At 40.8% G+C, this 25,407-nt stretch carries 18 protein-coding genes, 1 tRNA gene and 2 pseudogenes; 15 read left to right on the top strand and 6 right to left on the bottom strand.

The annotated features are described in order from the left end of the window. The first annotated feature begins 150 nt into the window (after window positions 1-150). Complete coding sequence (locus tag PL9214_RS12125; protein WP_072719133.1) at window positions 151-669, top strand: hypothetical protein; 519 nt, start codon at window positions 151-153, stop codon at window positions 667-669. Between the two features lie 177 nt (window positions 670-846). Then, the gene (locus tag PL9214_RS12120; protein WP_072719060.1) at window positions 847-1,959 is read left to right on the top strand and encodes a tetratricopeptide repeat protein; all 1,113 of its coding nucleotides are present in this window, start codon (window positions 847-849) and stop codon (window positions 1,957-1,959) included. A 65-nt stretch (window positions 1,960-2,024) separates the two neighbouring features. On the opposite strand, the gene patX is transcribed toward PL9214_RS12120, so the two are convergent. Beyond that, window positions 2,025-2,252, bottom strand: coding sequence for a heterocyst-inhibiting protein PatX (gene patX, locus PL9214_RS12115; RefSeq protein ID WP_072719059.1), 228 nt, complete (start codon window positions 2,250-2,252; stop codon window positions 2,025-2,027). 188 nt (window positions 2,253-2,440) lie between these two features. Then, window positions 2,441-4,240, bottom strand: coding sequence for an FAD-dependent oxidoreductase (locus tag PL9214_RS12110; RefSeq protein ID WP_072719058.1), 1,800 nt, complete (start codon window positions 4,238-4,240; stop codon window positions 2,441-2,443). Window positions 4,241-4,398: 158 nt separating this feature from the next. Here PL9214_RS12110 and PL9214_RS12105 point away from each other — a divergent pair, with 158 nt between their 5' ends. The 3 genes from PL9214_RS12105 to PL9214_RS12095 all read left to right on the top strand — a co-directional run bounded on the left by PL9214_RS12105 (window position 4,399) and on the right by PL9214_RS12095 (window position 8,810). After that, window positions 4,399-5,952, top strand: a complete 1,554-nt coding sequence (locus PL9214_RS12105) for an SLBB domain-containing protein (protein ID WP_072719057.1) — start codon at window positions 4,399-4,401, stop codon at window positions 5,950-5,952. A 77-nt stretch (window positions 5,953-6,029) separates the two neighbouring features. Then, window positions 6,030-8,300, top strand: coding sequence for a polysaccharide biosynthesis tyrosine autokinase (locus PL9214_RS12100; protein WP_072719056.1), 2,271 nt, complete (start codon window positions 6,030-6,032; stop codon window positions 8,298-8,300). Window positions 8,301-8,570: 270 nt separating this feature from the next. Next, on the top strand, window positions 8,571-8,810 hold the full coding sequence (locus PL9214_RS12095; RefSeq protein ID WP_072719055.1) for a hypothetical protein: 240 nt from the start codon (window positions 8,571-8,573) through the stop codon (window positions 8,808-8,810). A 175-nt stretch (window positions 8,811-8,985) separates the two neighbouring features. Here PL9214_RS12095 and PL9214_RS12090 read toward each other — a convergent pair whose 3' ends face one another. Then, window positions 8,986-9,222 carry a hypothetical protein gene (locus tag PL9214_RS12090; protein WP_222425231.1) on the bottom strand — a complete coding sequence of 79 codons (237 nt, stop codon included), beginning with the start codon at window positions 9,220-9,222 and terminating at the stop codon, window positions 8,986-8,988. Between the two features lie 173 nt (window positions 9,223-9,395). On the opposite strand from PL9214_RS12090, the gene crtO reads away from it, so the two are divergent. Further along, window positions 9,396-11,087, top strand: coding sequence for a beta-carotene ketolase CrtO (gene crtO / locus PL9214_RS12085; protein ID WP_072719053.1), 1,692 nt, complete (start codon window positions 9,396-9,398; stop codon window positions 11,085-11,087). 345 nt (window positions 11,088-11,432) lie between these two features. Further along, window positions 11,433-11,972, top strand: coding sequence for a pentapeptide repeat-containing protein (locus PL9214_RS12080; protein WP_072719052.1), 540 nt, complete (start codon window positions 11,433-11,435; stop codon window positions 11,970-11,972). Between the two features lie 57 nt (window positions 11,973-12,029). On the opposite strand, the gene PL9214_RS12075 is transcribed toward PL9214_RS12080, so the two are convergent. The 3 genes from PL9214_RS12075 to PL9214_RS12065 are packed head-to-tail and all read right to left on the bottom strand — an operon-like array spanning window position 12,030 to window position 15,219. Next, window positions 12,030-12,905 (bottom strand): hypothetical protein, encoded by an 876-nt coding sequence (locus PL9214_RS12075; protein WP_139295042.1) that lies wholly within the window; start codon window positions 12,903-12,905, stop codon window positions 12,030-12,032. Window positions 12,906-12,909: 4 nt separating this feature from the next. Continuing rightward, window positions 12,910-14,106, bottom strand: coding sequence for a glycosyltransferase family 2 protein (locus PL9214_RS12070; protein WP_072719050.1), 1,197 nt, complete (start codon window positions 14,104-14,106; stop codon window positions 12,910-12,912). Between the two features lie 36 nt (window positions 14,107-14,142). Beyond that, the gene (locus tag PL9214_RS12065; protein ID WP_083579986.1) at window positions 14,143-15,219 is read right to left on the bottom strand and encodes a beta-ketoacyl-ACP synthase III; all 1,077 of its coding nucleotides are present in this window, start codon (window positions 15,217-15,219) and stop codon (window positions 14,143-14,145) included. Between the two features lie 708 nt (window positions 15,220-15,927). Between PL9214_RS12065 and PL9214_RS12055 the strand changes: the two genes are divergently transcribed. The 8 genes and pseudogenes from PL9214_RS12055 (at window position 15,928) to PL9214_RS12025 (ending at window position 25,035) form a co-directional block, all read left to right on the top strand. Beyond that, window positions 15,928-17,841 carry a tetratricopeptide repeat protein gene (locus PL9214_RS12055; RefSeq protein WP_072719048.1) on the top strand — a complete coding sequence of 638 codons (1,914 nt, stop codon included), beginning with the start codon at window positions 15,928-15,930 and terminating at the stop codon, window positions 17,839-17,841. Between the two features lie 493 nt (window positions 17,842-18,334). Then, window positions 18,335-18,832, top strand: a pseudogene (locus PL9214_RS32295) (FAD/NAD(P)-binding protein); the annotation flags it as partial. A 987-nt stretch (window positions 18,833-19,819) separates the two neighbouring features. After that, window positions 19,820-20,512: pseudogene (locus tag PL9214_RS32290) on the top strand (MBL fold metallo-hydrolase); the annotation flags it as partial. A 170-nt stretch (window positions 20,513-20,682) separates the two neighbouring features. After that, window positions 20,683-21,990 carry an O-acetylhomoserine aminocarboxypropyltransferase/cysteine synthase family protein gene (locus PL9214_RS12045; RefSeq protein WP_072719046.1) on the top strand — a complete coding sequence of 436 codons (1,308 nt, stop codon included), beginning with the start codon at window positions 20,683-20,685 and terminating at the stop codon, window positions 21,988-21,990. A 111-nt stretch (window positions 21,991-22,101) separates the two neighbouring features. Continuing rightward, window positions 22,102-23,151, top strand: a complete 1,050-nt coding sequence (metX, locus tag PL9214_RS12040; protein WP_072719045.1) for a homoserine O-acetyltransferase MetX — start codon at window positions 22,102-22,104, stop codon at window positions 23,149-23,151. Window positions 23,152-23,262: 111 nt separating this feature from the next. Then, window positions 23,263-23,763 (top strand): CGLD27 family protein, encoded by a 501-nt coding sequence (locus tag PL9214_RS12035; RefSeq protein ID WP_072719044.1) that lies wholly within the window; start codon window positions 23,263-23,265, stop codon window positions 23,761-23,763. Window positions 23,764-23,799: 36 nt separating this feature from the next. Next, window positions 23,800-24,753: an asparaginase gene (locus PL9214_RS12030; RefSeq protein ID WP_072719043.1), complete on the top strand. Its 954-nt coding sequence runs from the start codon at window positions 23,800-23,802 to the stop codon at window positions 24,751-24,753. Between the two features lie 208 nt (window positions 24,754-24,961). After that, a tRNA-Met gene (locus PL9214_RS12025) sits at window positions 24,962-25,035 on the top strand. The last annotated feature ends 372 nt before the right edge of the window (window positions 25,036-25,407 follow it).

Here is a 25,407-nt window from a genome sequence, read left to right as displayed (position 1 = left end):
CCCCATCTCCCTTGATATAGAGAGTAAAATTTGATAGAGTTGCCAAGTAACTCTATCTTAGTGATCTAAGATAGAAACCCAGTCCAACTCAAAAAGCGATTGCTTTGGTGTTAGATAATTCACGCTGGTGAGATTGAGGAGATGAAAACAATGAAGTCTAAACTGCTTGGTGGGTTATGCGCCCTAATCGCAGTAGGTTCACAATTACCTGCTGTGGCTCAAAATCCGATTGGGGTACCTGTGGTTCCCTCTGACTTTGACTATAAATATCAACCCAAAGATCCCGATACCGGACGGGTTGATCCCCCTATCTATGAAACTTTACCTGATTTAGCGTTACCGGATAGAACCTTACCTTCTGCATTCAAATATCCGATTATCTATGAATTAGGCGTTGATAAAAGCATTACCAGTGACGCGGTGATTACCGATACGGTGTTTATCCCTAATTTACCTCCCATCCCCAATGGTATTACCTTAGATGATGTTCCCCGGATTCGGGCTGAATATACCCGCAAAGTCGAAGAATGGGGAGAAGCGATTCAAGGATGTCTGGGTTTAAGTCCTTTACTCATCAAAACTGATACAGGCAACCCGATCTTAATTCAACAAAAACCAGCCGGAACAATTGTTCTCAACGCCAATAATATTGCTGTTTGCCCCAAATAAGCGGATTTAACCCTCCTTATTTTTTCACCTTCCTGTTAATCACGGGGAGGTGATTTTATTATCAAAACAAAAACCCGGTTTCTGAATCAATCCATTAATTTCAGGTTCAGGGGAAGCCAAAGAAACCGGGTTTTTCAGAAAATGGCACAATAACAGTAGGGCAATAGGGTAAAACCAATGATAGAACTTGAACAAGTGGCAGAAGCCCTAGACCGTCAGGACTACCGCCAAGCCGCAAAACTCTTAAAGCAACTGCAACAGCAAGTACCCCAAAATCCTTGGGTAAAATTGTATGCGGGGCGTTGGTATGAAGGCACAGATAAACTGGAAACGGCGGAAAAGGTTTATCGAAAATTATTGAAGGATGCCACTAACCCTAAAATCGTTGCCCAGGCGCGTCAGGGATTACAACGAATTGAAACCATTGAACAAAATCGACGCCAACAGGCCATTGTTGACGCTAAAGCTGATCCGAGTAATACTGAACCCGGTGTTTTAATTTTAGAACCTCTGGCCCCCGAACAAAAGCAAAATGCCGCCAAAACCCTTGCCCGAATGTTAAAAACCGATCCCTATACCGCCCGAATGCAGCTACAAAGTCGGGGTTGGCGACTGTATAAAACAGGGGAAATGGGAGAATTAAAAGTCTATGGTCAAGAAATGTTAGAGGCGGGAATTCCTGTGTTTTGGGTCGCCTTAACAGAGATTCAAAATCTTCATGTATTTCGGGTTCAATCCCTGCAATCTTTATCGCCACAACCGACAATTATTTGTCAAAATGAACAGGATCAATTGGGTTCTCTGACGTTTAGTTGGCAAGAAGTTAGTCAACGGGTTGAAGGAGTATTACCGTTATTTATAGAAATGTTTGATTATGATCCACGTCGTCGAAAATCAGATCGATTTCGGCATAAAGAAATGACTCAAGATTATGCTCAAATTTTGGATTTACATTTACCAAAACGACGTTGTATTTTAAGATTTTGTGATCACAGTTATAATTTTCAAGACGGAATAGATTTTAGTCAATTTTCTCAGGAAACTCAAGCCCTTCCCCAAAGCCAAAACACCACTCGCATTAACTGGAATTTGTTAACTGAACAGTTAAATCAATCTTTAACCCAGACTCAACTGTGGTCAGAATTTACGCCTTTTGCAGAAACCACCTTAGATTATACTCAACTTCTAGGCCGTCTTATCCCTTATATTGATGTACCTCGTAAATCGGAAAGTCTTTGGGATAATGCCTTTCATCTTTATAGTGGTTTAGTTTTTTTTAAACAATTATAGAAACCCGATTTCTTCAAGAAACCGGGCTTCTGATGGCGTGGTTTTTATTGATTTTTAAGCCTTAATTAAAGTTGAGCATTCACATCATTAGAATGGGTCGTATCCATGAAATCCCGACGTCCACCACCTCGGTCGGGTTCATAGGGGCCATTGAGTCGGGTGCGGGCGGAAAGTAATTGTTGGTCAGTTAGAATATCTGATAATTGATGGGCACTAGGATTAACAGCTAAAGCGTTAGTTGTCAGACCAATCAATAAAGAAACTGATAAAACTAAAGATGTATAGGTTTGCATAATAGAGTGTCCGTTTAAGTCTATCCACTTCTGTATACAAACCCTGAGTCTTTAGATCAGGATTAGTCGGAAAACGTTTTTGACTTCTCCTGATTTAATCCGGGTATTAACCCTTTTTTAACGGGTGTAAAAGTTAGAAATCAGTCTGATCAATAAACTGACATCAATTAACTTTCAGAAAACCGCTTTTAAGGGTTTTGAATGGAATTCAAGGTTTCTACAATTAACCAATTTCCTGAAAGATTGAATCGTCCGTAAAGCGTTAAGGTTGAGGGACTAATAAGGTTTTGTAATTGTTCGTTAATTTCTGGGTGTAACGTGACTAATTTTGCCGTTTGACCTGTAAATTTTCCTTGAGTTAGGGTAAAGGTATAATCTTGATCCTGTTGACGCTGAAAAACACCTGAAAAAGGCTGACTATTCGGAGAAGGATAGGAAGAAATTCCAAATGCGGGACAATTAGCATCAATCGGATATAATTCAGGGTGATCTAAATAATAATATTGCCACTTTAACCAATCAGGGTGATCGGGAGTTAAATTAAATAAAGGAATCACCGCTTGCGGAGCAATTCTATCAGTTAGCAAAGCATTTTGTAACGTTCTAACCGATAATTCATGGGGTTTTATTCCTTGTTCAATACATAACGCTGCTGCCATTCCTGTCGCCTGTCCTATTCCTAATACCACAGGTTGTAAACGAGTCGCACCGTTAGCAATATGGGAAACAGAAATATTTTTTTCACAGACGAATAAATTATCAACACTAATAGGAATTAACGCTCGATAGGGAATAGTAAAAGGAGTTCCTGTCCAACGTCCTCCCCAACGTAAACTTTTAGGTTTTACAAGCCATTCAAAAGTGGTATAATGATGATCATTAGCATAATTTCCAATAGCGATCGCTTCACATTCTCCCCTTTCATTGATGGGTAATAAAGCCGTATAACCCTTGTCAGTCGGTAAAATATCCTGTTCTCGAATGGTAGTTAATCCTTGAACTCGACGGCTTTCTCGATAATAAGGATGTAAAGCAAAAGCGGATAAAATAGTTGGATTTGTATTAAAATTAGGTCGATTTTCTATGGGGAAAGTTCCCGTTGCTAACCCATAACGTCGTCCGAGTTGTTGTTGAATAAACCGGGCAAAACTTAAACTATGCCAAAAACTTTCTTGCCAAAATTGTAACCGTTCAGTTTCGGAACCGATTAAACGATCTAATTTTTGATCATAATCATTTCCGTGAATCGGCCAATTAATCATAAATCGTTCACCCGGAAGTTTCCCATAGTTGAGAAACGATTCTGCACCGTAATTTTTCCAAGCATTTGTAAATAATTCTGGAGTCTCAATTGGAGGTGCTGGAATTTCTGGGGCGATTTGATTTTCTCCAAAATCCTGCATCATAAACACCCAGGTAGGAGCTTGAATAGGGGTATTTTTGATGATGGGGAATTCTCCTAGAGGAGCGCTGGGTTCTTGCCATTGAGTTTGTAATTCCCATCCCCAACGATAGGGAATTTCAGCGAGTTCTAAAAGGTCGCCTAATTCTGTTGCATCTAAGATGATTTTCGCTTTAATTATATAAGATTGAAATCGAACCTCTGTAATAGAATTTTCTTGTTTAACAACTTCTAAAGGGTACTGTCCTGAAATCCATAATAAATTAGGTTCTGCTTTCACCCAATCTGCTAAAATATTAGCTCCTATTTTGGGATGATAAGTAAAGAAACTCACCCAAGCATAATCTAATCCTCCCGGTTGACGCTGGTTTAATTCCCGGAGAAATGCCCCCCAAATTCCCGTTTGAAATGCTACTAATTCATTACCATCCGGCGCTGGAACTCCCCCAGATGTTAACATTCCTCCTAACATTGACCATTGACTGACTAAAATCGTCTTTGCCCCTCGACGAGCGGCTTGTAATGCTGCCGCAGTTCCCCCTGTTCCTCCCCCAACCACTAAAACATCCGCTTGTAATTGATTCATGAGAAGTTTTTTAACAAAAACAACGATAAAAATTATCGGTTAAAATCAGGTTTAGTGTCAGGGTGATTTGTTAATTCTTGTAGTAAGCCCTTCAGGGCTGAATACAAAAGATGGGGGAAAAGCCCTAAAGGGCTTACTACGCATAATATTTGGATTCAATGGCAAAAATTCTATTTTCAAAACCCAAATTAACCCTATGGGGGTTTTTCGTGACCGTTGCGGTCATCGTTGGACATTCATCAACAACCCAGGCTCAATCGCCCTTTTCTCAAGCGATACAGGTTCCTCCATCAACCGGAAATTTCCCCGTTGAAGATAGCCAAGGTTATACCCTAGGGCCAGGAGATTTGCTCCAACTGGATATTTTTAATGTTCCTGAATATAGTGGCAATAATGGTCAGCATCAAGTTGGAATTGATGGTTCTGTAAATTTGCCCTTAATTGGGAATTTGGTGGTGAAAGGGCTCACCTTAGACCAAGTAACCGCCATTGTTCAACAACGCTACGGGGAATATTTACAACGACCTTTATTAACGGTGCAATTACTCGCAGCCCGTCCTCTACAAATTGCTGTGACTGGAGAGGTTCAACGTCCGGGGTCTTATATGTTGTCTGCGAGTACAGACGCGCCATGGCGCGTCTCTACGAACAATTCCTTAATGGCGACTCCAGAAGTGCAGAAGATGGGGGGGCGTTTACCAACCATTACCCGTGTTTTGCAAATGGCCGGAGGAATTACCGCCTCGGCGGATGTTCGACAGGTGAAAATTCGTCGTTCTCTGGGAAATGGGGGAGAAAAAATTCTGAATTTGGATTTATGGGAATTGGTACAAACGGGGGATTTACGCCAGGATATTACTTTGCGCGATGGTGACACGATATATATTCCCACCGCCACAGAACACAATGCGCTGGAATCTTCCCAATTAGTTACGGCTAATTTTGCCAGTAATAACAATCAACCGATTAATGTAGCGGTTGTTGGGGCGGTTAATCGCCCTGGAACCCATACCTTAAGGGCTGAACCCATTCCCCAAGTTTCCCCAGAACCGGGTCAATTAACTGAAGGTGTTGTTTCAACGGCCAGTGGGGGAATATTGACTGTAACACAAGCCTTGAAAGTGGCGGGGGGAATTACGTCCCAAGCGGATATTAGAAATATTCAGGTAAGACGTCTGACCCGGACGGGAACAGAACAACACATTCAGGTTGACCTGTGGAAACTTTTACAGGAAGGAGATGTCACTCAAGATGCGATGTTACAACAGGGAGATACAATTATTGTGCCCACGGCGACAACGGCTGAAACGGAAGAAAATGCAGAAGTAGCCGCCGCGAGTTTTTCTCCTGATACGCTAAAAATTAGTATTGTGGGTGAAGTGGTCTCTCCAGGGGCGAAAAGTGTTGCTCCGAATACATCCCTGAATCAAGCGCTGGTGGAGGCGGGGGGATTTAATGAATCTCGTGCTAATAAGAAAGAGGTGGAGTTAATTCGCTTACATCCCAATGGAACAGTTTCTCGACGACCAATTCCGATTAATTTATCGGCGCAAGTAAACGAAGAAACGAATCCTAAGCTGAGAAATAATGATGTTATTGTTGTCGGTCGGTCGGGGGGGGCTTCCTTCCGAGATGGTTTAGGAACAGTGTTAAATTCCTTAAGTCCGATTAACAATTTCTTGGGATTATTTCGGTTTGTTAATATTTTTTAGGAGAGGGAATAGGGAATTACGAATTAAGAATTACGAATTACAAAACTTAAATTGTTGAAATTACCCCCAAAATTAAGATGAAAACTAGGAAATTATCTCGGTTATCTGCTGCTCATCCTCAAAATAAACCGCTCTATTCTGTAGAAAGAATTCCGTCCGGGAGTCCTGTATATTATGATGCAGATTTATATCCTTTGGAATATAATCCGGGAGAAAAATTTAATTTTTGGCAGGTTTTATGGAAACGAGCTATTGCGGTTTTAGGAGTGACAACAGCCGTTACTACTGGAGTTTATCTGTGGACAATTAATCAAACTCCTGAATATAAAGGGTCGTTTCAAATTTTAGTTGAATCTCAGCCTCAACTTCAGCCTAAATCCTCTGAGGTAGAGGGGAAGACCGATTTAGATTATTATTCCCAAATCGAAATTTTACAAAGTCCTAAATTAATGTCAGGAATTCTGAAAGCGATTCAAACCCGCTATCCTGAAGTGACTTATGATTCTCTGTTTAATAAAACAACAGGACAAACCTTTTGGAAACATGATATTCTCTCAATTAAACCGTTAAAAGCAACTCGAATTGTAGAGGTAAGTTATCAAGATGCTGAACCTCAGAAAGTGCAATTTGTTTTAGAAAAACTTGCTGAGGGCTATTTAAAATATAGTATTCCTGAAGATAAAAAGGCTCAAGATCGGGAACAACAATTCAAGTTAATTCAACAGCAAATTACTCAATTAGAGAAAAAAATTCCGCAATTTCAGCAAGAAATTCAAAAAATACAACAACAATATAAATTTATTGACCCCCAACTCCAAACTCAATATTTAGCTCAACAAAATAGTCAAATACAATCCCAAAAGTTAGAAACTCAAGCTCAACTTCAGCAACAGGAATCTCAATATCAAACCTTACAACAACAATTAGGATTAAAACCCGAACAAGCATTACTCGCATCCGCCTTAAGTCAATCTCCCCAATATCAAAGCTTATTGCAAGAGTTACTACAATTAGAGACAAAAATTGCCATTGAATCTGCCCGTTTTAAAGGAAATGCTCCTCAAATTCAAGTATTATTAGATCAGCGATCGCAATTATTACCCTTATTAGAACAGGAAGCGAAACGGATTTTAGGAAAAAATTCTGATCAGGTTGATCCTAATATTATCCGGTTTCAAGATTCTATTAGAATGGAACTCATCCAGCAGTTAGTGATGACGGCTAATAATATTGAGATGTTGAAGGTGAGAAATGAAGTTTTAGAAAAAGCGGCTCAAGAATTTAACCAATATTCTCAAGTGTTTCCGGTGGTTTTTAGTCGTTATAACAGTTTACAACAACAGTTAAAAACCACGAATACTCAACTGACAGAACTCACCAATAAACGCCAAGCCATGCAATTAGAAGTTGTTCCCAAAACGAAACCGGAACCTTGGGAACTAATTGCACCTCCTCGCATTCCCAGCCAAACCAATGGCGAATTACTGGCTGTTTCTCCCAATGTTCCTTTAAATTTAGCATTAGGAGGATTAGCGGGATTATTCTTAGGAGCAATTACGGCTCAAATTCTGGAACGATTCAATAATGTTTATCGCACGACCCATGAAGTTACTGATAGTATTGGTTTACCCTTATTAGGGGTAATTCCAGCCAGTAATGAGGCGTTAATGCTTCCGGGTTCTGTTGCACCGACTCTTGATATTTCTAATATCACCTATCCCGCTTGTAGCCCATTCCAAGAGGCATTCCGAGCTTTAAATACAAATTTACGCTTACTCAATCCTGAAGGAACTGTGCGTTCCTGTGTGATTACATCTGCAACTCCATCTGATGGAAAATCTACCATTGCCATGAATTTAGCACAAGGAGCAGCAGCAATGGGTCAACGGGTTTTGTTAGTTGATGCTGATTTACGTTGTCCTCGAATTCATACCATGTTAGAGCTTTTAAATCAACAAGGTTTAACTAATATTATTACAGAAAAACTAGAGTTTAAAACCGTGATTAAACAAGCTCCTAACGAGGATAATTTATATGTCTTAACCGCCGGAGACTTTTATCCTGATCCGACTCGGTTATTATCCTCAAAACAAATGCAAGAGTTAATGAAGCAATTGCAGGAATCTTTTGATTTAATTATTTACGATACCGCTCCAATTTTAGGGTTAGCTGATGCTAATTTATTAGCACCTCATACGGATGGGTTAATGATGGTTGTGGGTTTAGGAAAAACTGACCGAGAAGCTTTTAGTTTAGCTTTGAGAGAAATTAACACCGCCGGGGTTCCTGTATTAGGAATGGTTGCTAATGGAGATAAACAAGAAACCCATTATTATCGAGATTATTAAACCCATTGTCGAACTTCGGTCATGGAATATTTTTCTTGAACAATGGGAATGTTCAATCTCAATAAATTTAGTTGAATTAGAGCTTGATTTAGCCTAGAAAGATAAAGATTTAAGGTTATTAATTCTCTGTTTAAAGTTTAATCAAAACAAATAAAACGAACTCAACTTCTGAGTTTTAAAGATGATAAGATATAATAACTTTCACGTTTTTTCATCTATCTTTAGATAGAATCATTCTATCTAGTCTCCCCTTTACCCAAACCTGAGCTCGTGAACAACAAATATACGCAAGTCAAAGAAGTTCTCAGTCTGTGTTTACCTGCTGAAAATGTTGTCTCCTTGTTGGAGCAAGTTCATCTTCAACTGGATGCCGATCCTGATACCGTGCTGGAAGTTGTAACAACAATTCGAGATTTTTCCCAGCGTCAGGGTTGTTCCTTTGGAACCGCTTTTTCCCTATTTCGGCAGTGTCGTAACTTAGGCGATTGGCAACGATTAAAAAACTTATAATCTTATATCAGATTCTAGCATTTTTTTACTCAATTGCCAACTCTGCATGACTTTTCTTTAAGTACAGAGGTCAGAATTTTTTACAATTTCTATTAGCTTTTATTAACCCCTAACCCCACCCCAGTTTATCCCCAAGCGGAATAATTGAGGTGGGGTTTCTGTTAACTTCTTCAGCTTAGGTGGTACTCGGAAGATCGGTTGGGTTAGGGTTGGAAGAACTGGGAACGTAATACTCAGCCGAACTGGGAGCCACACCGCCCGCACCATTGGGGCCTTTTCCTTCGTTGGCATTTTTTGCTTCTTCTTGAGTAATGGTAGGATTACGATTAATGGCGGCGACTCTCGCACCTGGATTTTGGGCGACTTCTTCGGGTAAAGTCTCCGAATTTTCAGTTTGATTTTGACTCATCATTTTCTCCTGATTTTATATCCAATTTTGAGTATCTTTTTACTAAGATAATGATGTTAAATCAATCATCCTTCCTCCAAAAGATGTAAATTTTTCTCTATTTTTTACCCCAGGGACTAGGAAAAATCAACATCTATTGATACACTAAACAACGTGATCAATACGGGGGGTTTCTGATGTCTACTTATGATGTCATCATCATTGGTGCAGGCCATAACGGGTTGGTTTGTGCCGCTTATCTTCTCAAAGCTGGGTATAGTGTTTTACTATTAGAAAAACGTCCCGTTCCAGGAGGGGCTGCTACTACAGAAGAAGTCATTCCCGAAGATGCACCGGGATTTAAGTTTAACCTCTGTGCCATTGATCATGAATTTATCCATCTTGGCCCCGTTGTAGAAGAATTAGAATTAACAAAATATGGCTTAGAGTATTTATATTGTGACCCCGTTGTGTTTTGTCCTCATCCCGATGGACGGTATTTTTTAGCTCATCGTTCTGTGGAAAAAACCTGTGCAGAAATTGCTCGATATAGTGAACGAGATGCCCGCAAATATAAAGAATTTGTTGAGTATTGGCAACGATTAATGAATGCCGTTAGCCCTTTATTTAATGCCCCTCCGACTTCAATTATTGATATTGCTAAAAACTTTGACCGAGAAGCATTTATTGATTTATTAGCGGTCTTGGGAGGAAAAGATAAAATCTTAGATTTTGTCAGAACGATGTTAATTAGTCCAGAGGATTTAGTTAATGAATGGTTTGATACGGAAATTGTTAAAGCTCCTTTAGCAAGATTAGCATCAGAAATTGGTGCTCCTCCCTCTCAAAAAGGCATTTCTGTAGGCGCAAGTATGTTAGCAATGCGTCATCATCCGGGAATGTCTCGACCTCGCGGGGGTACAGGTGCATTAACTCAAGCCTTAGTGAATTTAGTTAAACATTTAGGAGGCGTTATTTTAACAGACACTCCGGTTCAAAAGTTATTAATTGATAACGGTCGTGCTGTTGGAGTTAGAGTTTCAAACCAGCAAGAATATCGAGCAAAACGGGGAGTGATTTCTAATATTGATGCGAGGCGGTTATTTTTACAATGTGTTGATGCGATGGATATAGACGCAGCCGACCCCAATTTACGAGAACGGTTAGACCGTAAAATGATTAATAATAATGAAACGATTCTCAAAATTGATTGTGCTTTGTCGGAACCTTTACGATTTGATGCTTATAATCATCAAGATAGTTATTTAATCGGATCAGTTTTAATTGCAGATTCTGTTAATCATGTTGAAAAAGCCCATAATTTATGTACCGTTGGGGAAATTCCTGATCAAGATCCGTCAGTTTATTTAGTGGTTCCAACAATCTTAGATCCCTCTATGGCTCCTGAAGGAAAACATACCTTATGGATTGAATTTTTTGCCCCCTATCAAATAGCAGGAGCCGAAGGAACGGGGTTAAATGGAACCGGATGGACGGATGAGTTAAAATATAAAGTCGCAGATCGAGTGCTGGATAAAATTGCTGAATATTCTCCTAATCTCAAGCATTCAATTTTAGCGCGTCGGGTCGAAAGTCCGGCGGAATTGGGAGAACGGTTAGGGTCTTATAAAGGCAATTGTTATCATATTGATATGACCTTAGATCAAATGATTTTTTTCCGTCCCCTCCCTGAATTAGCGAATTATACCACCCCCATTCAAGGTTTATTTTTAACGGGTGCAGGTACTCATCCAGGGGGGTCAATTTCAGGAATGCCGGGTCGCAATTGTGCTCGTGTATTTCTTCAAGCTCAAAAACCCCTGAATCAAGTTTTAAAACAGACCCAAAATTCCCTCAAATCGATTTGGCAGTCCCTAGGACAAGGTTAATCATGGGGATCTATTAAAGTAGCATTTAATTCAGTATTTTTTTAGCTGAACGTTGATTCTTGACACGGACTCAATTCCAGAATTGCGATTAAATTTGAGTTTCAGGGATTTTGTTACAAAAATATTTTTGTAAATTCAAGTAATTTTTTATACATTTTTAATCGTATAAATACTGATAAATTATTGATAATCTCATTCGTAAAATGGCTTGTGTTCCTGATCAGAATTTTTCTTTTGGTAATAACATCAGTCTGAGTCTCTCGGTGGATAAAAATTAAAGAATTACCCAGTATCCACTTTGAGTTATAACAGAAGTATAGTTATAAACCCTTAATCATAAATCCCATGAAGCCAACAGAACATAGTCCTACCTCTATTTTAATGAGTCCTCGTGAATTATTAGATCGTTATGCAACAGGAAAACGGGGTTTTATTGGGGTAAATTTGCAGGGTGCTGATTTAAGAGGAGCCGTATTAAAAAGTATTTTACTTTGGCAAAGTAATTTAAAATCGGCGAATTTAAGTGGTGCTGATTTAAGCAATTCTCATTTATTTGCTAACTTAATTCAAACTAATTTAAGTGGGGCTGATTTGTCGAGTGCTAAATTAATTTATGCCGACCTTAGAAAGGCAGATTTAACCTGTGCTAAATTATTTAAAACCAATTTGAAAGGTGCCGATTTAAGAGGGGCTGATTTAAGAGGAGCTAAATTAATTTATACAGATCTCGAAGATGCTAATTTAATAGGAGCTAATTTAAGGGGGGTAATTTTATTTGCGGTTAATTTGAATCAAGCTAATTTAGCTGAAACTGATTTAAGTCAAACTACATTTATTAAAACTGAGACTACATCTGCTATTTTATCAGATCCAGAAGCCAACTGAAAACAAAATATCTGAATTTTAAAACAGTCAGTTTTTGTAATAGCTTGATTCTTAGCACTAGGGGCATTTATCAAAACGGGATTTCAAGCCTAAAATTTTTAAATTTAAAATAGTTTCTACGGTTAATTGTTGATCGGTTTTAAAGTTGGTTTGGGAATAGCGATCGCTTAAATAATCCAGATGTCTATGTTCTCCAGTCGAAACACTGAATAAGCGATTTTCTTGTTTTGCTTTTGTAAAAACCGTTGAATGATGACCTCGATTTAGTAATAATATTTCACCTAATTTTGCCCAATGATCTTGATTTCCCACAAGATGAAACAACTGATCCATATCATTTAATCCTGGAGATAACCTAAACACGCCTCCGTAAGAAATAATAATCAATTTAGAGGAAAGATATTGTTTTAAATAAGGGAGGGAAGCTAACGCCATTCCTGTCCCTGTACTTCCGCACAAAAAGATCAGTTGACTAGGAGTAGATTTTGGTAAACCCAGGCGGTTTAATAAACAGTGTGCAATATCTTTTCCATAATAATTTGTTAACCCTAAAATTAAAATCGTTTGCCAAAAGTTGTGTAACGACATCACCCATAAAGGTAGGGGTTGAAGGTGTAAAAATTTCCAAAGTCGGGATAAAATTAAGGTTTTATGGGTCAACGGTTGCCAAGGAAAGGGTTCAGCAATAATTTGATCAATTTGATAAGCTTGGGTAATTTTATTAATAAAATTGATTTGTTCTGGGTCTAAATGGTCTTGGGTATAGTCACTAATTCCGGTGATAAAAACTAACGCAGTTTGCCAAGGTTGGGTAGGTATTTGGGTTTGTTGAGATTGTTGATGCCAGGTATACCACCATAGTATAGTTTCTATTCCGGTGAAAAATAGAATGAATGCGATCGCACTGAATATAATATCTATAACTAATATCATTGCTTTAAACAGAATCTCGACGTTGAATAAATTCAAACCCTCCCTCTTCGGTTAATTGCATAATATGTCCTCTCCAGTTAATATTTCGGGGTAAAAACAGGGAAATAATAATATGAATGGGTAGTAAAATTTGCACAAGAATTAAGACGATAATATGGGTCTTGGGTGTTGCATTCCGCAGATAATTTTGATTAAAGTTGCTTAATAGGGCATAATTTAAACCAAAGTAAATCAGTCCATAGATTAACCCATAAAGGGAAGGGAAGAATAGAGTATAAAGGAAGACGAGAAAGGGAAACAGGGTGGGCAAAAATGCCATTAAGTAAAAGACAATTAATTCTTGAACCGAGGAAGATTTTAAAATCGAGGCTTGAGGAAAAATAAACCAGCGTGTGATTAGGTTAAAATAGTGGGTAGAATCTTGAATTTGGGTACTAATTCCATGACAAACGGGAGTTTGGGCGAGTTGATAACCCTGTTTGCGGAAATGTTGGGCGATTGCATAATCATCTACAATAAATTTATCTAAAGTTGCAAATCCATCCACTTTTTCTAACACCTCTCGTTTGATTACAAAAAACATTCCATTAATTGTAAAAGGATTAATTAGATAAGTATAGGGAATATAGGTCAGTAAGTTATTCCCATTCACGACACTAGAGACTAAGGTTGACCAAAAATTAGAAAAATTGACATAATAAGGTAAACCAAAGGCAACACCAATCTCCGGTTTTTCTAAATAGGCAAGGCACTGATCAAAAGCTTGATTGGGTAACATTGTGTCATCATCTAAAACCGCAATAATATTACCCGTTGCTTCCTTCAGTCCGGCAATTAGTTTAAACATTTTGGGACTAATTTGATTGGGGGATGGAGGTAGAGAAATTAATTTAACCTTAACATCGGGATAGGTTTCTATCAATTGATGACATCCCGCCTGTGCGACTGGATCATTTTCATCAATTAACCAAATAAATTCTAGTTGATAGGGTGTTTTTAGTGCTAAATTGTTGCTCAGACAGTCCCATAGGGTCGGATCACCGCTTAAAATGGGTTGTAAGATAGAAATTGTATAGGTTTCCAGTGGGAGGAAAGATTCAGCCTCAAGTTTAGCTTTTTGAAAAAATTGTTGAATTAAAATCCATTTGATCACCCGTTCTGCTAATCCAATTAAACCTAAAATTAATATCAAAATATTCATAATTTTTCCTTATTCAGTTAGCGATAAATTAAAAGTTTAATATTCTAAAACTATCCCCCCAACGGAAAATCCGGCGGAGGTTCCTAATAGCAAAATGCGATCGCCTCGATGAATTTTATTCTGTTGAATTGCTTCATGGAGGGTCATCGGAATCGAAGCAGCGATTGTATTTCCGTGATTGTGAGCAATAACCATCCATTTTTCTTCAGGAATATTTAATCCTTTACGAATTAAACCCATTGCCATTAAACTTGCTTGATGGGGAATGACAAAATCAATATCTTCTAAGGTTAACCCCGCAGGTTGTAACAATCGTTCTAAAAATCCGGGTAAAATTTGAGAGGCTAAACGGTAAATTGCCCGACCTTGCATTTTAAATAAAAATCGATCCATATTGTCCGAGTATTCACGGGGATGATAACGATTTCCTCCGGCTAAACATTGGGATAAATCTGCACCTTCACTATAAGTTTCTTGGCGAGAACAGATAATTTTTGAACCTTCTTCGGGATTAGTTTTACCAATAATTGCAGCAGCGGCGCCATCTCCAAATAAGGTACTGGTTTCTCGATCCTTCCAATCAACAGCTAGGGCAATTTCTGAAGCCACTAATAGCACCCGTGAATAGCGTCCTGCATCTACTAAATAAGAGAGGGTATCTAACCCAACAACAAAACTTAAACAAGTTGAATTAATATCAAAAGTGGCAATTCCTGAAGACTCTCCTCCGAGTTGTTTTTGGACTAAAGCAGCAGTACAAGGAATAGACTGTTCAGGAACACTACTGGTACAAACAATACAATCAATATCATTTAAGGATAATCCCGCCGTTTCTAAGGCTTTTTTAGCTGCCATTGCCCCCATTTGAGAAGCGGTTTCATCTTGAACAAAGTAACGAACTTTGACCCCAGATTTTTTTTCAATCCAAGTGGCTTCAATTCCTAATTTTTGCCCTAATTGTTCAGCAGTAACTTGATTTTTAGGTAAGTATTTTCCCGTTGCTAAGAGTTTCACTTGTCTAACTTGGGCTAAGTGATGAGCAGATTGGGAAGTTTCTAGGGTTTTTGTCCTGAAATGGGGAGAATTATTGAGATGGCTACGACTAATCACCATATTGTTCTGGACTTTGCTAATATTCCCAAAGCCTATCATTGTTTTTTTGAGGTTGAGAACAATTTAAAGATTAAATTTAGATTCTTTAGGTCTGTTCCTTTTGAGTTTTGATGGCAGACCCGAAAAGTTGAATTCCGATGCCAAAGTTGAGCTTGAGGAACAGATCAAATCTAACGGAATTTTCCGGTCTAAACTGTCTGATCTCCGCCATTAGAAAGGGGGAAATCCTCTTCACTTTTAACTTAGACCCACCTATCCGATTACAAACGGCTGTTGTCGGGATGGCCGTTGTCGGTTTCCGGATCAGAAAGACTGTTCTGCCCACTAGAGCTAAAATTACTCCAGGTGCTATCGTCAGAGATGAAAAGCGGATTCCATCTGAATCGCTCTTTTCCAACTTGGGAGCATAAAAACTTAAAATTCTGAAATTAGCTCATAAAACCGAGAAGATATGCTAAACTTAAAATTGAGAGTTCTTGAGTTTTTGGGCAAATTGCTCAATGCAGAATAGAGCTATTTTCAAGGGTTGGCAGGATAGTTAGGAACACAACTCAAACTTGTTCTAGCTTGATTTTCCTTGTCCGACGATCACCCCAGATTGATCCTTTGTTGCTCTTGTCAATCGATAGAAACTTACTCGGATTGACAAGAGGAGAATTTAGCATCAAGCTGGCATTCAATCTTAAAATTTATTAGGTTAAATTGGATATGGTACCCAGAGAATTTTTAAAGACTGTAGCCACGAGAGTAGGAATTTCCGACAATGAACTCGAAGTCATGGCACGGGCAATCCAAGGCGAACCCATGACCACAATTTCTAAGCATTTAGGAGTTCGCAAGGACGCCTTGCAGAAACGTTTAGGAGAAGTGTATAGGAAATTAAACATTACCGGGGCTGGCCCAGGAAAGTTAGCCAAACTTCAGCAACGGTTATTAGCAGAATATCAATCGGAAGGAAATCAACTCGGCGGACAAAACGGCCAATCGGGTCGCAAAAAACGCTTACTGGGAGGGGGTGATGCTCAGGGTTTCAGTAGTAATGTCCAAATTGATTGGGGTAGCGCGCCTCGATTAGGAGCTTTTTATGGCCGTTCAGAACCCTTAGCCACCTTAAAACAAGGATTAGTGACAGAACGTGTTCCTCTGATGATGCTGGAAGGGATTGGAGGAATTGGAAAAACCGCATTAGGGGTAAAATTAGTCCAAGAAATTGCCCCCGACTTTGACCAAGTAATTTGGCGATCGCTGCGAGATAAACCCTCTCCCAGTGAATTTATTGCCGCTACGTTTCCCGCTACCTCAAAACCCCCCTTAGATTGGGATGATTCGGAACAAATTGCTGAATTCATCAAAACCCTATCCAATTCTCGATATTTACTGATTATCGATGAAGTGGAATATATTTCACAACTGGGAAGTAAAGATGCAGCCTTCAAAAGTTATGAATTCCTCCTGCAACAATTGAGCGAATCTTCCCATCGCAGTAGCGTGTTATTAATGGGTTGGGAAATTCCTCCCTCCTGGCAAAAATTTGCCTCTAAACCGTCTATTCAGTTAACAGGCTTATCTGAACAAGACTCTCAACAAATGTTACTTTCCGGTCAGGAAACCCTCTATTTGGATGGAAAATACCTGTCAGAGTTAGTGCATTTATGTGGGGGTAATCCCTTAATCTTAAAATTATGGTCGGCTAAAATTCCGGATTTAACGATAGGAAATCTGACCAAATTAATCAAGCAAAATACCTTAGTGATTGAAGAATTGGTTCGTCAATATCTGCGAGCCGATCAAGAATTGTCAGAGCTTGAAATTCGTTTAGTTTGTTGGTTAGCCGTGAATCCCAAACCAGCCACCTTAAGTGAGTTGGCAACGGATTTGATCCTCTCGGAAACCGGAACGGAAGTTCAAATTTCCTTAGATTTCTTAATCGAGCGATCGCTGTTAGAAGCCGTCCCAGGTCAACCCATTAGTTACACCATTAACAGCAATTTCAAGAAAGAAATTTGGTATCAATTGATGGGTAAATCCTTCAATGAACTGGGTTATAAACACTATTTAGAAGGAGAATTCCAATCCGCTAAAACTGATTTATTGCAAGCCGTTCGTTATCATCCCGCCTTAAGTGCAGGTCATTATAACCTGGGGTCTACTTACGAGAAACTAGAACAGTTTGAACCCGCGAAAAAACATTATCAAATTCTCGTTGATGTTGACAATAACCGGGCAGCACAAGCGGCTGTTAATAATTTAGCTCGGTTAGAAATTTTAGAAGGCAAAACCCACGAAGCTATTGATAAATTAGAAAAAACCCTCGTACAGGTTAAAGATAAAGGAGTTCGCTCTGCTTTACATAAAAATCTGGGCTGGGCTTATTTCTTGCAAAATAATCCTAAACAAGCTGAAGTTGAGTTACGTCAATCTTTAGAATTAAAAGAATCTAATGCCGTAGCTTACTATATTTTAGCTCAAGTTTTAGAAGCCCAAAACCGTCACAAACAAGCCCTAGCATTTTGGAAAACGGCTTTAGAACAGGACGAAACGGATCAACAATCTAACGGCGTTACCTGGCGTTTACCCGAATTACTCACCTGGCGCATGATGGCCCGTCAACGCTTACAATAAAAACGTTTAGAAACNACATCGCTGGTGTCCCCTTGTCCCCCCGTCCCCATCTCCCCCCAACAAAAAAAAGGGCAAATCAATACAGATGCCCTGATATTCAAAGAATTCTACAGTTAAGTTTTAATTACGCCCACATTAGAAGATTAAGTCAATCATTTGCGTTTTTACCCATGATTTTGTTTTGGAGATGGGTAGAACCTAGCATGAAATTTAAAATTATCCTTATTCTTTATAATATTTTAAGATTTAACCCCTAAAAAAGGATCTTCTGATTGAAAAACATCAGATTTTGTATCCTGCTTACTAAAGGAATACGAAGCGAAAACTGTACGATTTGAAAATAGGGTTTATGCAGGTGGATTTCAGGTGTTTCCAACCAGTTCTTAAGAAGATCAAAGGTCTGGCAGAAACACACTCAAATTTTTAAATCAACCCGTTTGTACTCAAACAGAAACGGGTTAATTCAGCGTCGTTATCAGGACGGGAAATCACTATGAACTCTACTTTTCTGAATCCCCCTAAAACCGCCACAATCGCGATCATCGGTGGTGGTTTTAGTGGTGCTTTGGTCGCCACCCATTTACTCAAGACCGCAACTCAACCTCTCACCATTAAGTTGATTGAGCGTAGTCATTCCTTTGGCAAGGGAATTGCTTACAGCACTGATGCCACCTGTCATTTACTGAATGTATCCGCAGGTAATATGAGTGCCTTTCCCAACGATCCAGGACATCTACTCCGTTGGCTTCAACACAATAAAAACACCTTAAAACCTCTCCTTGGTGCAGAGGTTAATCCCAGTACCTTCATTCCCCGCAAAGTTTATGGTTTATACATTCAGTCGATTTTGGCAGAAGCAGAAGCCACAGCCAATAGCGATATTCGCTTAGAGCGATTAACCGATGAAGTGGTTGCGATCGCCCCGTCAGGAACAGATGCAATCCTGTCTCTGGCAAGTGGTGACTCCTTTTATGCGAATAAAGTCGTTTTAGCATTAGGGAACACACCTTTTACCTGCCATGCCAACGAGAATATAGCCAGCTATCAACGCCATGCTTGGTCAGCCGATGCCCTAACGGATCTCGCTCAAGACGCACCAGTTTTGATCATGGGTACGGGACTGACGATGGTAGATATGGTTTTGTCTCTCCATGAACAAAAGCATCAAGGCAAAATTTATGCCGTGTCTCGACGAGGATTGTTTCCCCAGCGACATCAAGCCACTCAATTTTATCCCAGCTTTCTGACTCCAGAAACAGCACCCACAACAGCCCTGAGTTTACTGCATCGAGTTCGTGCTGAGGTGAAGTCTGCTGTGTCCTTGGGCTATGACTGGCGAGGAGTGATTGATTCTCTGCGCCCCATTACTCCCCAACTCTGGCAGCAACTATCAACGGTTGAACAGCAGCGTTTTCTACTTCATATTGCCCCTTATTGGGATGTTCATCGTCACCGAATTGCTCAAAAAGTAGCAGATATCTTAGGGGAACTGTTAGATTCCGGTCAATTGACGATTACAGCAGGGCGGATTCAAGATTATCAACAATTACCCGATGGTGTAGCCGTCACGGTTCGCCAACGCAACACTCAAACGAATACTATTTTCAACGTTAGCCGTGTGGTGAATTGCACAGGCATAACGGTTGATTATCGGAAATTTGACCATCCTCTAATTACCAGTTTGCGATCACAAGGGCTCATTCGTCCGAATCCTCTTGGCTTAGGATTAGATACCGCCGTCAACGGGGCTCTCTGGTCAGCCGATGGACAGATTTCGACTCTCTTTTATACCCTAGGAACTCCACGCAAAGGGGATTTGTGGGAAACGATCGCCGTTCCAGAAATTCGAGAACAAGTCCAAGCCTTAGCCGAGACGTTATTGCGCTCACTCCCGTTGTCTGTCCGTTCTATTCCTACTATCCATCTATACCCCTTGTCGCGAGAGGATCGTCAAGTTGTAGAAGAACTCAGCCCAGGAATTTTCCCCTCAAACTTACTCTTTCGCCAATTCTTTGACCCGGAAACCAGTAGCTACACATACTTGATTGCTGATCAACAAACAGGAGATGCGGTTTTGGTCGATCCCGTTTTAGAGCAGGTTGACCGTGACTTACGAGTATTAGATGAACTGGAATTGAAATTAAAGTATTGTTTGGAAACCCATCTCCATGCCGATCATATTACAGGGGCTGGCAAGCTGAGAAAACAAACGGGTGCTCAGGTGATTGTTCCCCAGAATCCGACAGTAACCAAAGCCGATCATTCCTGGGTCGGTGGTGAAACGATCAACATCGGCTCCGTCATGATTGAGGCGATCGCCACACCCGGCCATACGGCTAGTCACATCGCCTATTTAGTGAATAAGACCCATCTGTTAACAGGGGATGCCTTATTGATTCGGGGTTGTGGACGCACGGATTTTCAAGGAGGCGATCCGGGAACCCTCTATGATGGGGTAACGCAACGGTTATTTACCTTGCCAGACGAAACGTTAGTTTATCCGGCCCATGACTATAAAGGCTGGACTGTTTCCACCATTGGCGAAGAAAAGCGACAAAACCCTCGGTTTGCTGATCGTAGCCGTGAGCAGTTTATAACGATTATGAACAATCTCAATTTAAGTTATCCCAAAAAGATGAAGGCTGCCGTACCGGCCAATGAATATTGTGGGGATTTCATCTCTGACGATCCCTCAAGCCTGGCCACAAGTTCTGCCACCGAGGAAGAACAAAAACAAATAGAACTAACTGTTTCCACCAATACTGAAATTTACAATGATTATTTTGCTATGTATATCTAAAATAGTTAGCTCTCAACACTCTCAATTTTAAGGAATTACTGATGCCTGATCAATATCGTTTTGAAACGCTACAAATTCATGCGGGTCAAGAACCTGATCCAACGACCAATGCTAGGGCTGTTCCCATTTACCAAACCACATCCTACGTTTTTAATAATGCTGAACATGGGGCGAAGTTATTTGGTCTTGAGGAATTTGGCAATATCTATACTCGGATTATGAATCCGACAACGGATGTCTTTGAAAAGCGGGTTGCAGCCTTGGAAGGTGGAGTTGCAGCCTTAGCCACCTCAAGTGGTCAAGCGGCGCAGTTTTTAACGATTAGCACCATTGCCCAAGCTGGAGATAATATCGTTTCCACCAGTTATCTGTATGGCGGAACCTATAACCAGTTTAAGGTCAGTCTGCCCCGTTTGGGAATTGACGTCAAGTTTGTTGATGGGGATAATGTCGAAGATTTTCGGGCTGCTATTGATGACCACACCAAAGCCCTTTATGTGGAAACCATTGGTAATCCCCAGTTTAATATTCCTGATTTTGTGGCTCTGGCTCAGGTGGCTCACGAAAATAATATTCCTTTAATTGTGGATAATACCTTTGGCTGTGTCGGCTATTTAGCGCGACCCATTGACTACGGAGCCGATATTGTGGTGCAGTCTGCGACTAAGTGGATTGGTGGTCATGGAACCTCAATTGGTGGGGTAATTGTGGATTCAGGGAAGTTTAATTGGGGAAATGGCAAGTTTCCTTTATTTACTGAACCAGCACCGGGCTATCACGGTTTAATTTTTCAAGATGCCTTTGGCCCCGATAGCCCCTTTGGCAATATTGCTTTTATTATTCGCGCCCGGGTAGAAGGATTACGAGATTTAGGCCCAACTTTGAGTCCGTTTAATGCCTTTTTGTTATTACAAGGTCTGGAAACTCTCTCGTTACGAGTTGATCGCCATGTCGAGAATGCACTGGCTTTAGCCCATTGGTTAGAAAGCCATCCCCAGGTGGCATGGGTGAGTTATCCAGGGTTAGAAAGTCACTGTTATCACGAACGAGCCAAAAAATATCTCAAACATGGTTTTGGAGGCGTTTTAACCTTTGGAATTCAAGGCGGATTAGCGGCAGGGCGCAAGTTTATCGACAGCGTTAAACTGGCCAGTCATCTGGCAAATGTGGGGGATGCTAAAACCCTCGTCATCCATCCGGCTTCGACCACCCATCAACAATTAAGTGAGGCAGAACAGCGATCATCGGGGGTAACACCTGAATTAGTTCGGGTTTCCGTTGGTTTGGAACATATTGAGGATATTAAGGCTGATTTTGAGCAAGCGTTTCAACAGACATTGAGCCTTTAATCTCATTTTGTCTAAGTCTAGCTTCGTTTTAATGCTGTGACTATCCTCCCTGTTCCGCTTGCTCAGGGGGGATCACAGCTTAATCGGGATCACTTCAACAGGGTAGAAAGCATGGATTACCAACAATTTATTTCACCTTTAACCCAGTTTTATCAACTCCCTCAACCGTTTCAACTTGAATCCGGGGCGGTTTTGGAGAACGTTCAGATTGCCTATCGTACCTGGGGAACCCTCAACCCAGCAGGGGATAACGGGGTTTTGGTTTGTCATGCCTTTACGGGTTGGGCAGATTTAGAGAATTGGTGGAGTCCATTGTTGGGAACGGGGCAAGCTTTGAATCCAGACCAGGATTTTATTGTCTGTAGCAATATTTTGGGCAGTTGCTACGGTACAACGGGGCCGACTTCGATCAATCCCCAAACTGGGCAACCCTACGGCCCCACGTTTCCTAATATTACGATTCGGGATATGGTTCATCTCCAGGCTCAGTTAGTTGCAGCCCTGGGAATTCGCTCCTTGCGTTTGGTCATTGGTGGGTCATTAGGAGGGATGCAGGTTTTGGAGTGGGCTTTGCTTTATCCCTCAAAGCTACGGGCGATCGCTGTCATTGCGGCATCGGGTCGGCACTCGGCTTGGTGTATTGGGTTAAGTGAAGCTCAACGTCAGGCAATTTATGTCGATCCAAATTGGCAAGGTGGTTATTATTCGCCTGAAAAACCACCTCATCAAGGTTTAAAGGTGGCTCGGATGATTGCCATGACCACTTATCGTTCCTGGCCTAGTTTTAGTGAACGGTTTGGCCGTCAAACCCAAGCGGAAGCTAAATTTGCGATCGCTAATTATTTAAACCATCAGGGGGATAAATTAGTCGAACGGTTTGATGCGAATACTTACATCACGTTGACTCGATCAATGGATTCTCATGATGTCAGCCGTCCCGAAAAAACCTATGAAGCGGTTTTACAAAGTATTTCTCATCCCACGTTAATTATCGCCATTGACTCGGATGTTCTGTACCCCGTTGTTGAACAGGAAGAGTTGGCTGCTTTGATTCCCCAGGCTAAGTTAGTATTTTTGGACTCCCATCATGGTCACGATGCGTTTTTAATGGATATGGATGCTTTGAACCGTCTGTTACTAAGGTTTCAAGCTGACATTTGATTGGAAATATCAGCCCAACAGAGAAAACAATCCGTCTGTCAAATCGTTATCATAGTTTGGATAAACATAAAATTATTGATTAGCCCATCCTAGAAAATCTCAGATTTTGATATGAGAGAGGTTTCCGTGTCCGTCTGTCCAGTTCCCCCTGAACAACGTCCTGTAAATGAATATCAAGAATTGAAAGCATCTTGGTTTTTTAGTTGGGTGATGCTCAACTGGCCCCAATATTTGAGAAAATTAGTTTGGGTGTGGTTTATTAGCTGGGTGATTTTTTGTCCTGTAGCTGCTGCTAGTTTTGCCCCTAGTAAATACCCAGGCCAATTAATACTCAGTGCGGCGACAGGAGCAAGTTTTATTTTAACCTTAGTCGTGATTCGGTTATCTTTAGGCTGGTACTATATTAGATCCCGTCTGTTGAGTTCTAGAATTTTTTATGAAGAATCAGGATGGTATGATGGCCAAACTTGGCTCAAAACCCCTGAATTTTTACTTCAAGATCAACTTATTCTTACCCACCAAGTTCAACCGATTCTGACTCGATTACGAAAAACTTATTACGGTTTAGCAGGATTGTTGGCAGGAGGCGGACTAATCTGGATCTTATTGTAAAGACTCACCGAATCCAATTCAAATATAATCTTAAATATGACACGGGGAAAACGAACACAAGCCAAAGAACTGGAAGTTAGACTCCTGCGGGAAGGACTCGTTGAGTCTACCCATCGGGTGCAAGCGACCGTCTGTGATAGCCGAGGACGAGTATTATCTGTTGCGGGAAATTCCGACACGGCGACTTTTATCCGGTCTGCCCTAAAACCGTTTCAAGCCTTAGCGGTGATCACAACAGGCACACTGGAACGATATGATTTAACCGATATTGACTTAGCGATTATTTGTAGTTCTCATCAAGGAACCATCGAGCAAGCGCGACAAGCGTTTAATATTCTCTGGCGAGCAGATGTTGACCCCGTACAACTCCAGTGTCCCATTCCTGAAGGCAAAAATAGCCGTTTGCAGCATGGCTGTTCTGGGAAACACGCCGGAATGTTAGCGGTTTGTCAACAATGCCATTGGCCGTTAGAAAGTTATTTACAACGGAAACATCCTCTACAACAACTCATTATCGGTAAAGTCGGAGAATTATTAGCATTACCCCCCGATGAGTTCCTCAGCGCTAGGGATGACTGTGGAGCACCTACCTATTATCTGGAATTAAGCCAAATGGCGATACTCTATGCTCAGTTGACATCGGGGGATAACCTGGATCGAGAGAGAATTGTTCGCGCCATGACCCATCACCCGGAAATGGTCGCAGGAGTTGGACACTTTGATACGGAATTAATGCGTTTAACCGAAGGAGAACTCGTCAGTAAATCTGGAGCCGAAGGGGTGCAATGTGTTGGACGCATTGGCGAAGGTATGGGATTAGCGATTAAAGTCATGGATGGCTCACATCGCGCTAAATATGCCACCGCCATTCATCTATTAAAACAAATGGGATGGATTACCCCCACCATCGCCGAAACCCTTGGTGAAAAATTTCTCACCCTCAACGACTTCAAACGCTTAGATGTCATGGGGGAATTGTCGTTTCTTTAAAGTGAGCTATTGACAGCTTGACACTGCGCTGCCCTGAGCCTGTCGAAGGGAGACTTCGGCCTCCCTCATCTCTCCTTGTCCCCTTGTCCCCTTGTCCCCTTGTCCCCTTGTCCCCTTGTCCCCTTGTCCCCTTGTCCCCAAAAAATATTTTAAAAAAGGGGTTGTCAAATCCAGAAGGTTATGGTTATACTAGGAAAGGAACAAGCGACGCGGGGTAGAGCAGCCTGGTAGCTCGTCGGGCTCATAACCCGAAGGTCAGTGGTTCAAATCCGCTCCCCGCCATTTTAGAGGTTCTGGAATACGAGAGTTAATCTGGATTGACAAATTGTTGTCCACTTTAACACAATAGTCTCCTATTTGTCTTTTGAACAAGAACTTGCTAATGGCATGGCGAGTTCTTGTTTCTATTGGGTAGATTCTCCTTCTTCTGTCACTTTGAAAATGATTTCCCAGCATTTTTCCATATCTGGAAAATCCGTCAACCGATAATCAGTCCAACCCAGTTGTTGTTTACGTTTGGGGTCATTTCGGTGACTGTCCCCATCCTACTGATTAAGTGCTGATCGCCTCCTCTATCAGTAGGGATAGAATTTTTTAATAAGCCAGGTTAGCCTTGATATCTTAATACCGGGGGGTTTTTCAATTTCCCTCAAA

Origin of the sequence: Planktothrix tepida PCC 9214, from assembly GCF_900009145.1 — a bacterium.
GTDB classification, from domain to species: Bacteria; Cyanobacteriota; Cyanobacteriia; order Cyanobacteriales; family Microcoleaceae; genus Planktothrix; species Planktothrix tepida.
Note: the sequence above shows the minus strand (reverse complement) of the source record. Positions and strands in the feature narration are given on the sequence as shown.

What these genes read in the sequence shown, in the direction of transcription:
- PL9214_RS12125 (WP_072719133.1), top strand. Translation starts at nt 151, where the DNA reads ATGAAGTCTAAACTGCTTGGTGGGTTATGCGCCCTAATCGCAGTAGGT.
- PL9214_RS12120 (WP_072719060.1), top strand. Translation starts at nt 847, where the DNA reads ATGATAGAACTTGAACAAGTGGCAGAAGCCCTAGACCGTCAGGACTAC.
- patX (WP_072719059.1), bottom strand. Translation starts at nt 2,252, where the DNA reads ATGCAAACCTATACATCTTTAGTTTTATCAGTTTCTTTATTGATTGGT.
- PL9214_RS12110 (WP_072719058.1), bottom strand. Translation starts at nt 4,240, where the DNA reads ATGAATCAATTACAAGCGGATGTTTTAGTGGTTGGGGGAGGAACAGGG.
- PL9214_RS12105 (WP_072719057.1), top strand. Translation starts at nt 4,399, where the DNA reads ATGGCAAAAATTCTATTTTCAAAACCCAAATTAACCCTATGGGGGTTT.
- PL9214_RS12100 (WP_072719056.1), top strand. Translation starts at nt 6,030, where the DNA reads ATGAAAACTAGGAAATTATCTCGGTTATCTGCTGCTCATCCTCAAAAT.
- PL9214_RS12090 (WP_222425231.1), bottom strand. Translation starts at nt 9,222, where the DNA reads ATGATGAGTCAAAATCAAACTGAAAATTCGGAGACTTTACCCGAAGAA.
- crtO (WP_072719053.1), top strand. Translation starts at nt 9,396, where the DNA reads ATGTCTACTTATGATGTCATCATCATTGGTGCAGGCCATAACGGGTTG.
- PL9214_RS12080 (WP_072719052.1), top strand. Translation starts at nt 11,433, where the DNA reads ATGAAGCCAACAGAACATAGTCCTACCTCTATTTTAATGAGTCCTCGT.
- PL9214_RS12075 (WP_139295042.1), bottom strand. Translation starts at nt 12,905, where the DNA reads ATGATATTAGTTATAGATATTATATTCAGTGCGATCGCATTCATTCTA.
- PL9214_RS12070 (WP_072719050.1), bottom strand. Translation starts at nt 14,106, where the DNA reads ATGAATATTTTGATATTAATTTTAGGTTTAATTGGATTAGCAGAACGG.
- PL9214_RS12065 (WP_083579986.1), bottom strand. Translation starts at nt 15,219, where the DNA reads ATGGTGATTAGTCGTAGCCATCTCAATAATTCTCCCCATTTCAGGACA.
- PL9214_RS12055 (WP_072719048.1), top strand. Translation starts at nt 15,928, where the DNA reads ATGGTACCCAGAGAATTTTTAAAGACTGTAGCCACGAGAGTAGGAATT.
- PL9214_RS12045 (WP_072719046.1), top strand. Translation starts at nt 20,683, where the DNA reads ATGCCTGATCAATATCGTTTTGAAACGCTACAAATTCATGCGGGTCAA.
- metX (WP_072719045.1), top strand. Translation starts at nt 22,102, where the DNA reads ATGGATTACCAACAATTTATTTCACCTTTAACCCAGTTTTATCAACTC.
- PL9214_RS12035 (WP_072719044.1), top strand. Translation starts at nt 23,263, where the DNA reads ATGAGAGAGGTTTCCGTGTCCGTCTGTCCAGTTCCCCCTGAACAACGT.
- PL9214_RS12030 (WP_072719043.1), top strand. Translation starts at nt 23,800, where the DNA reads ATGACACGGGGAAAACGAACACAAGCCAAAGAACTGGAAGTTAGACTC.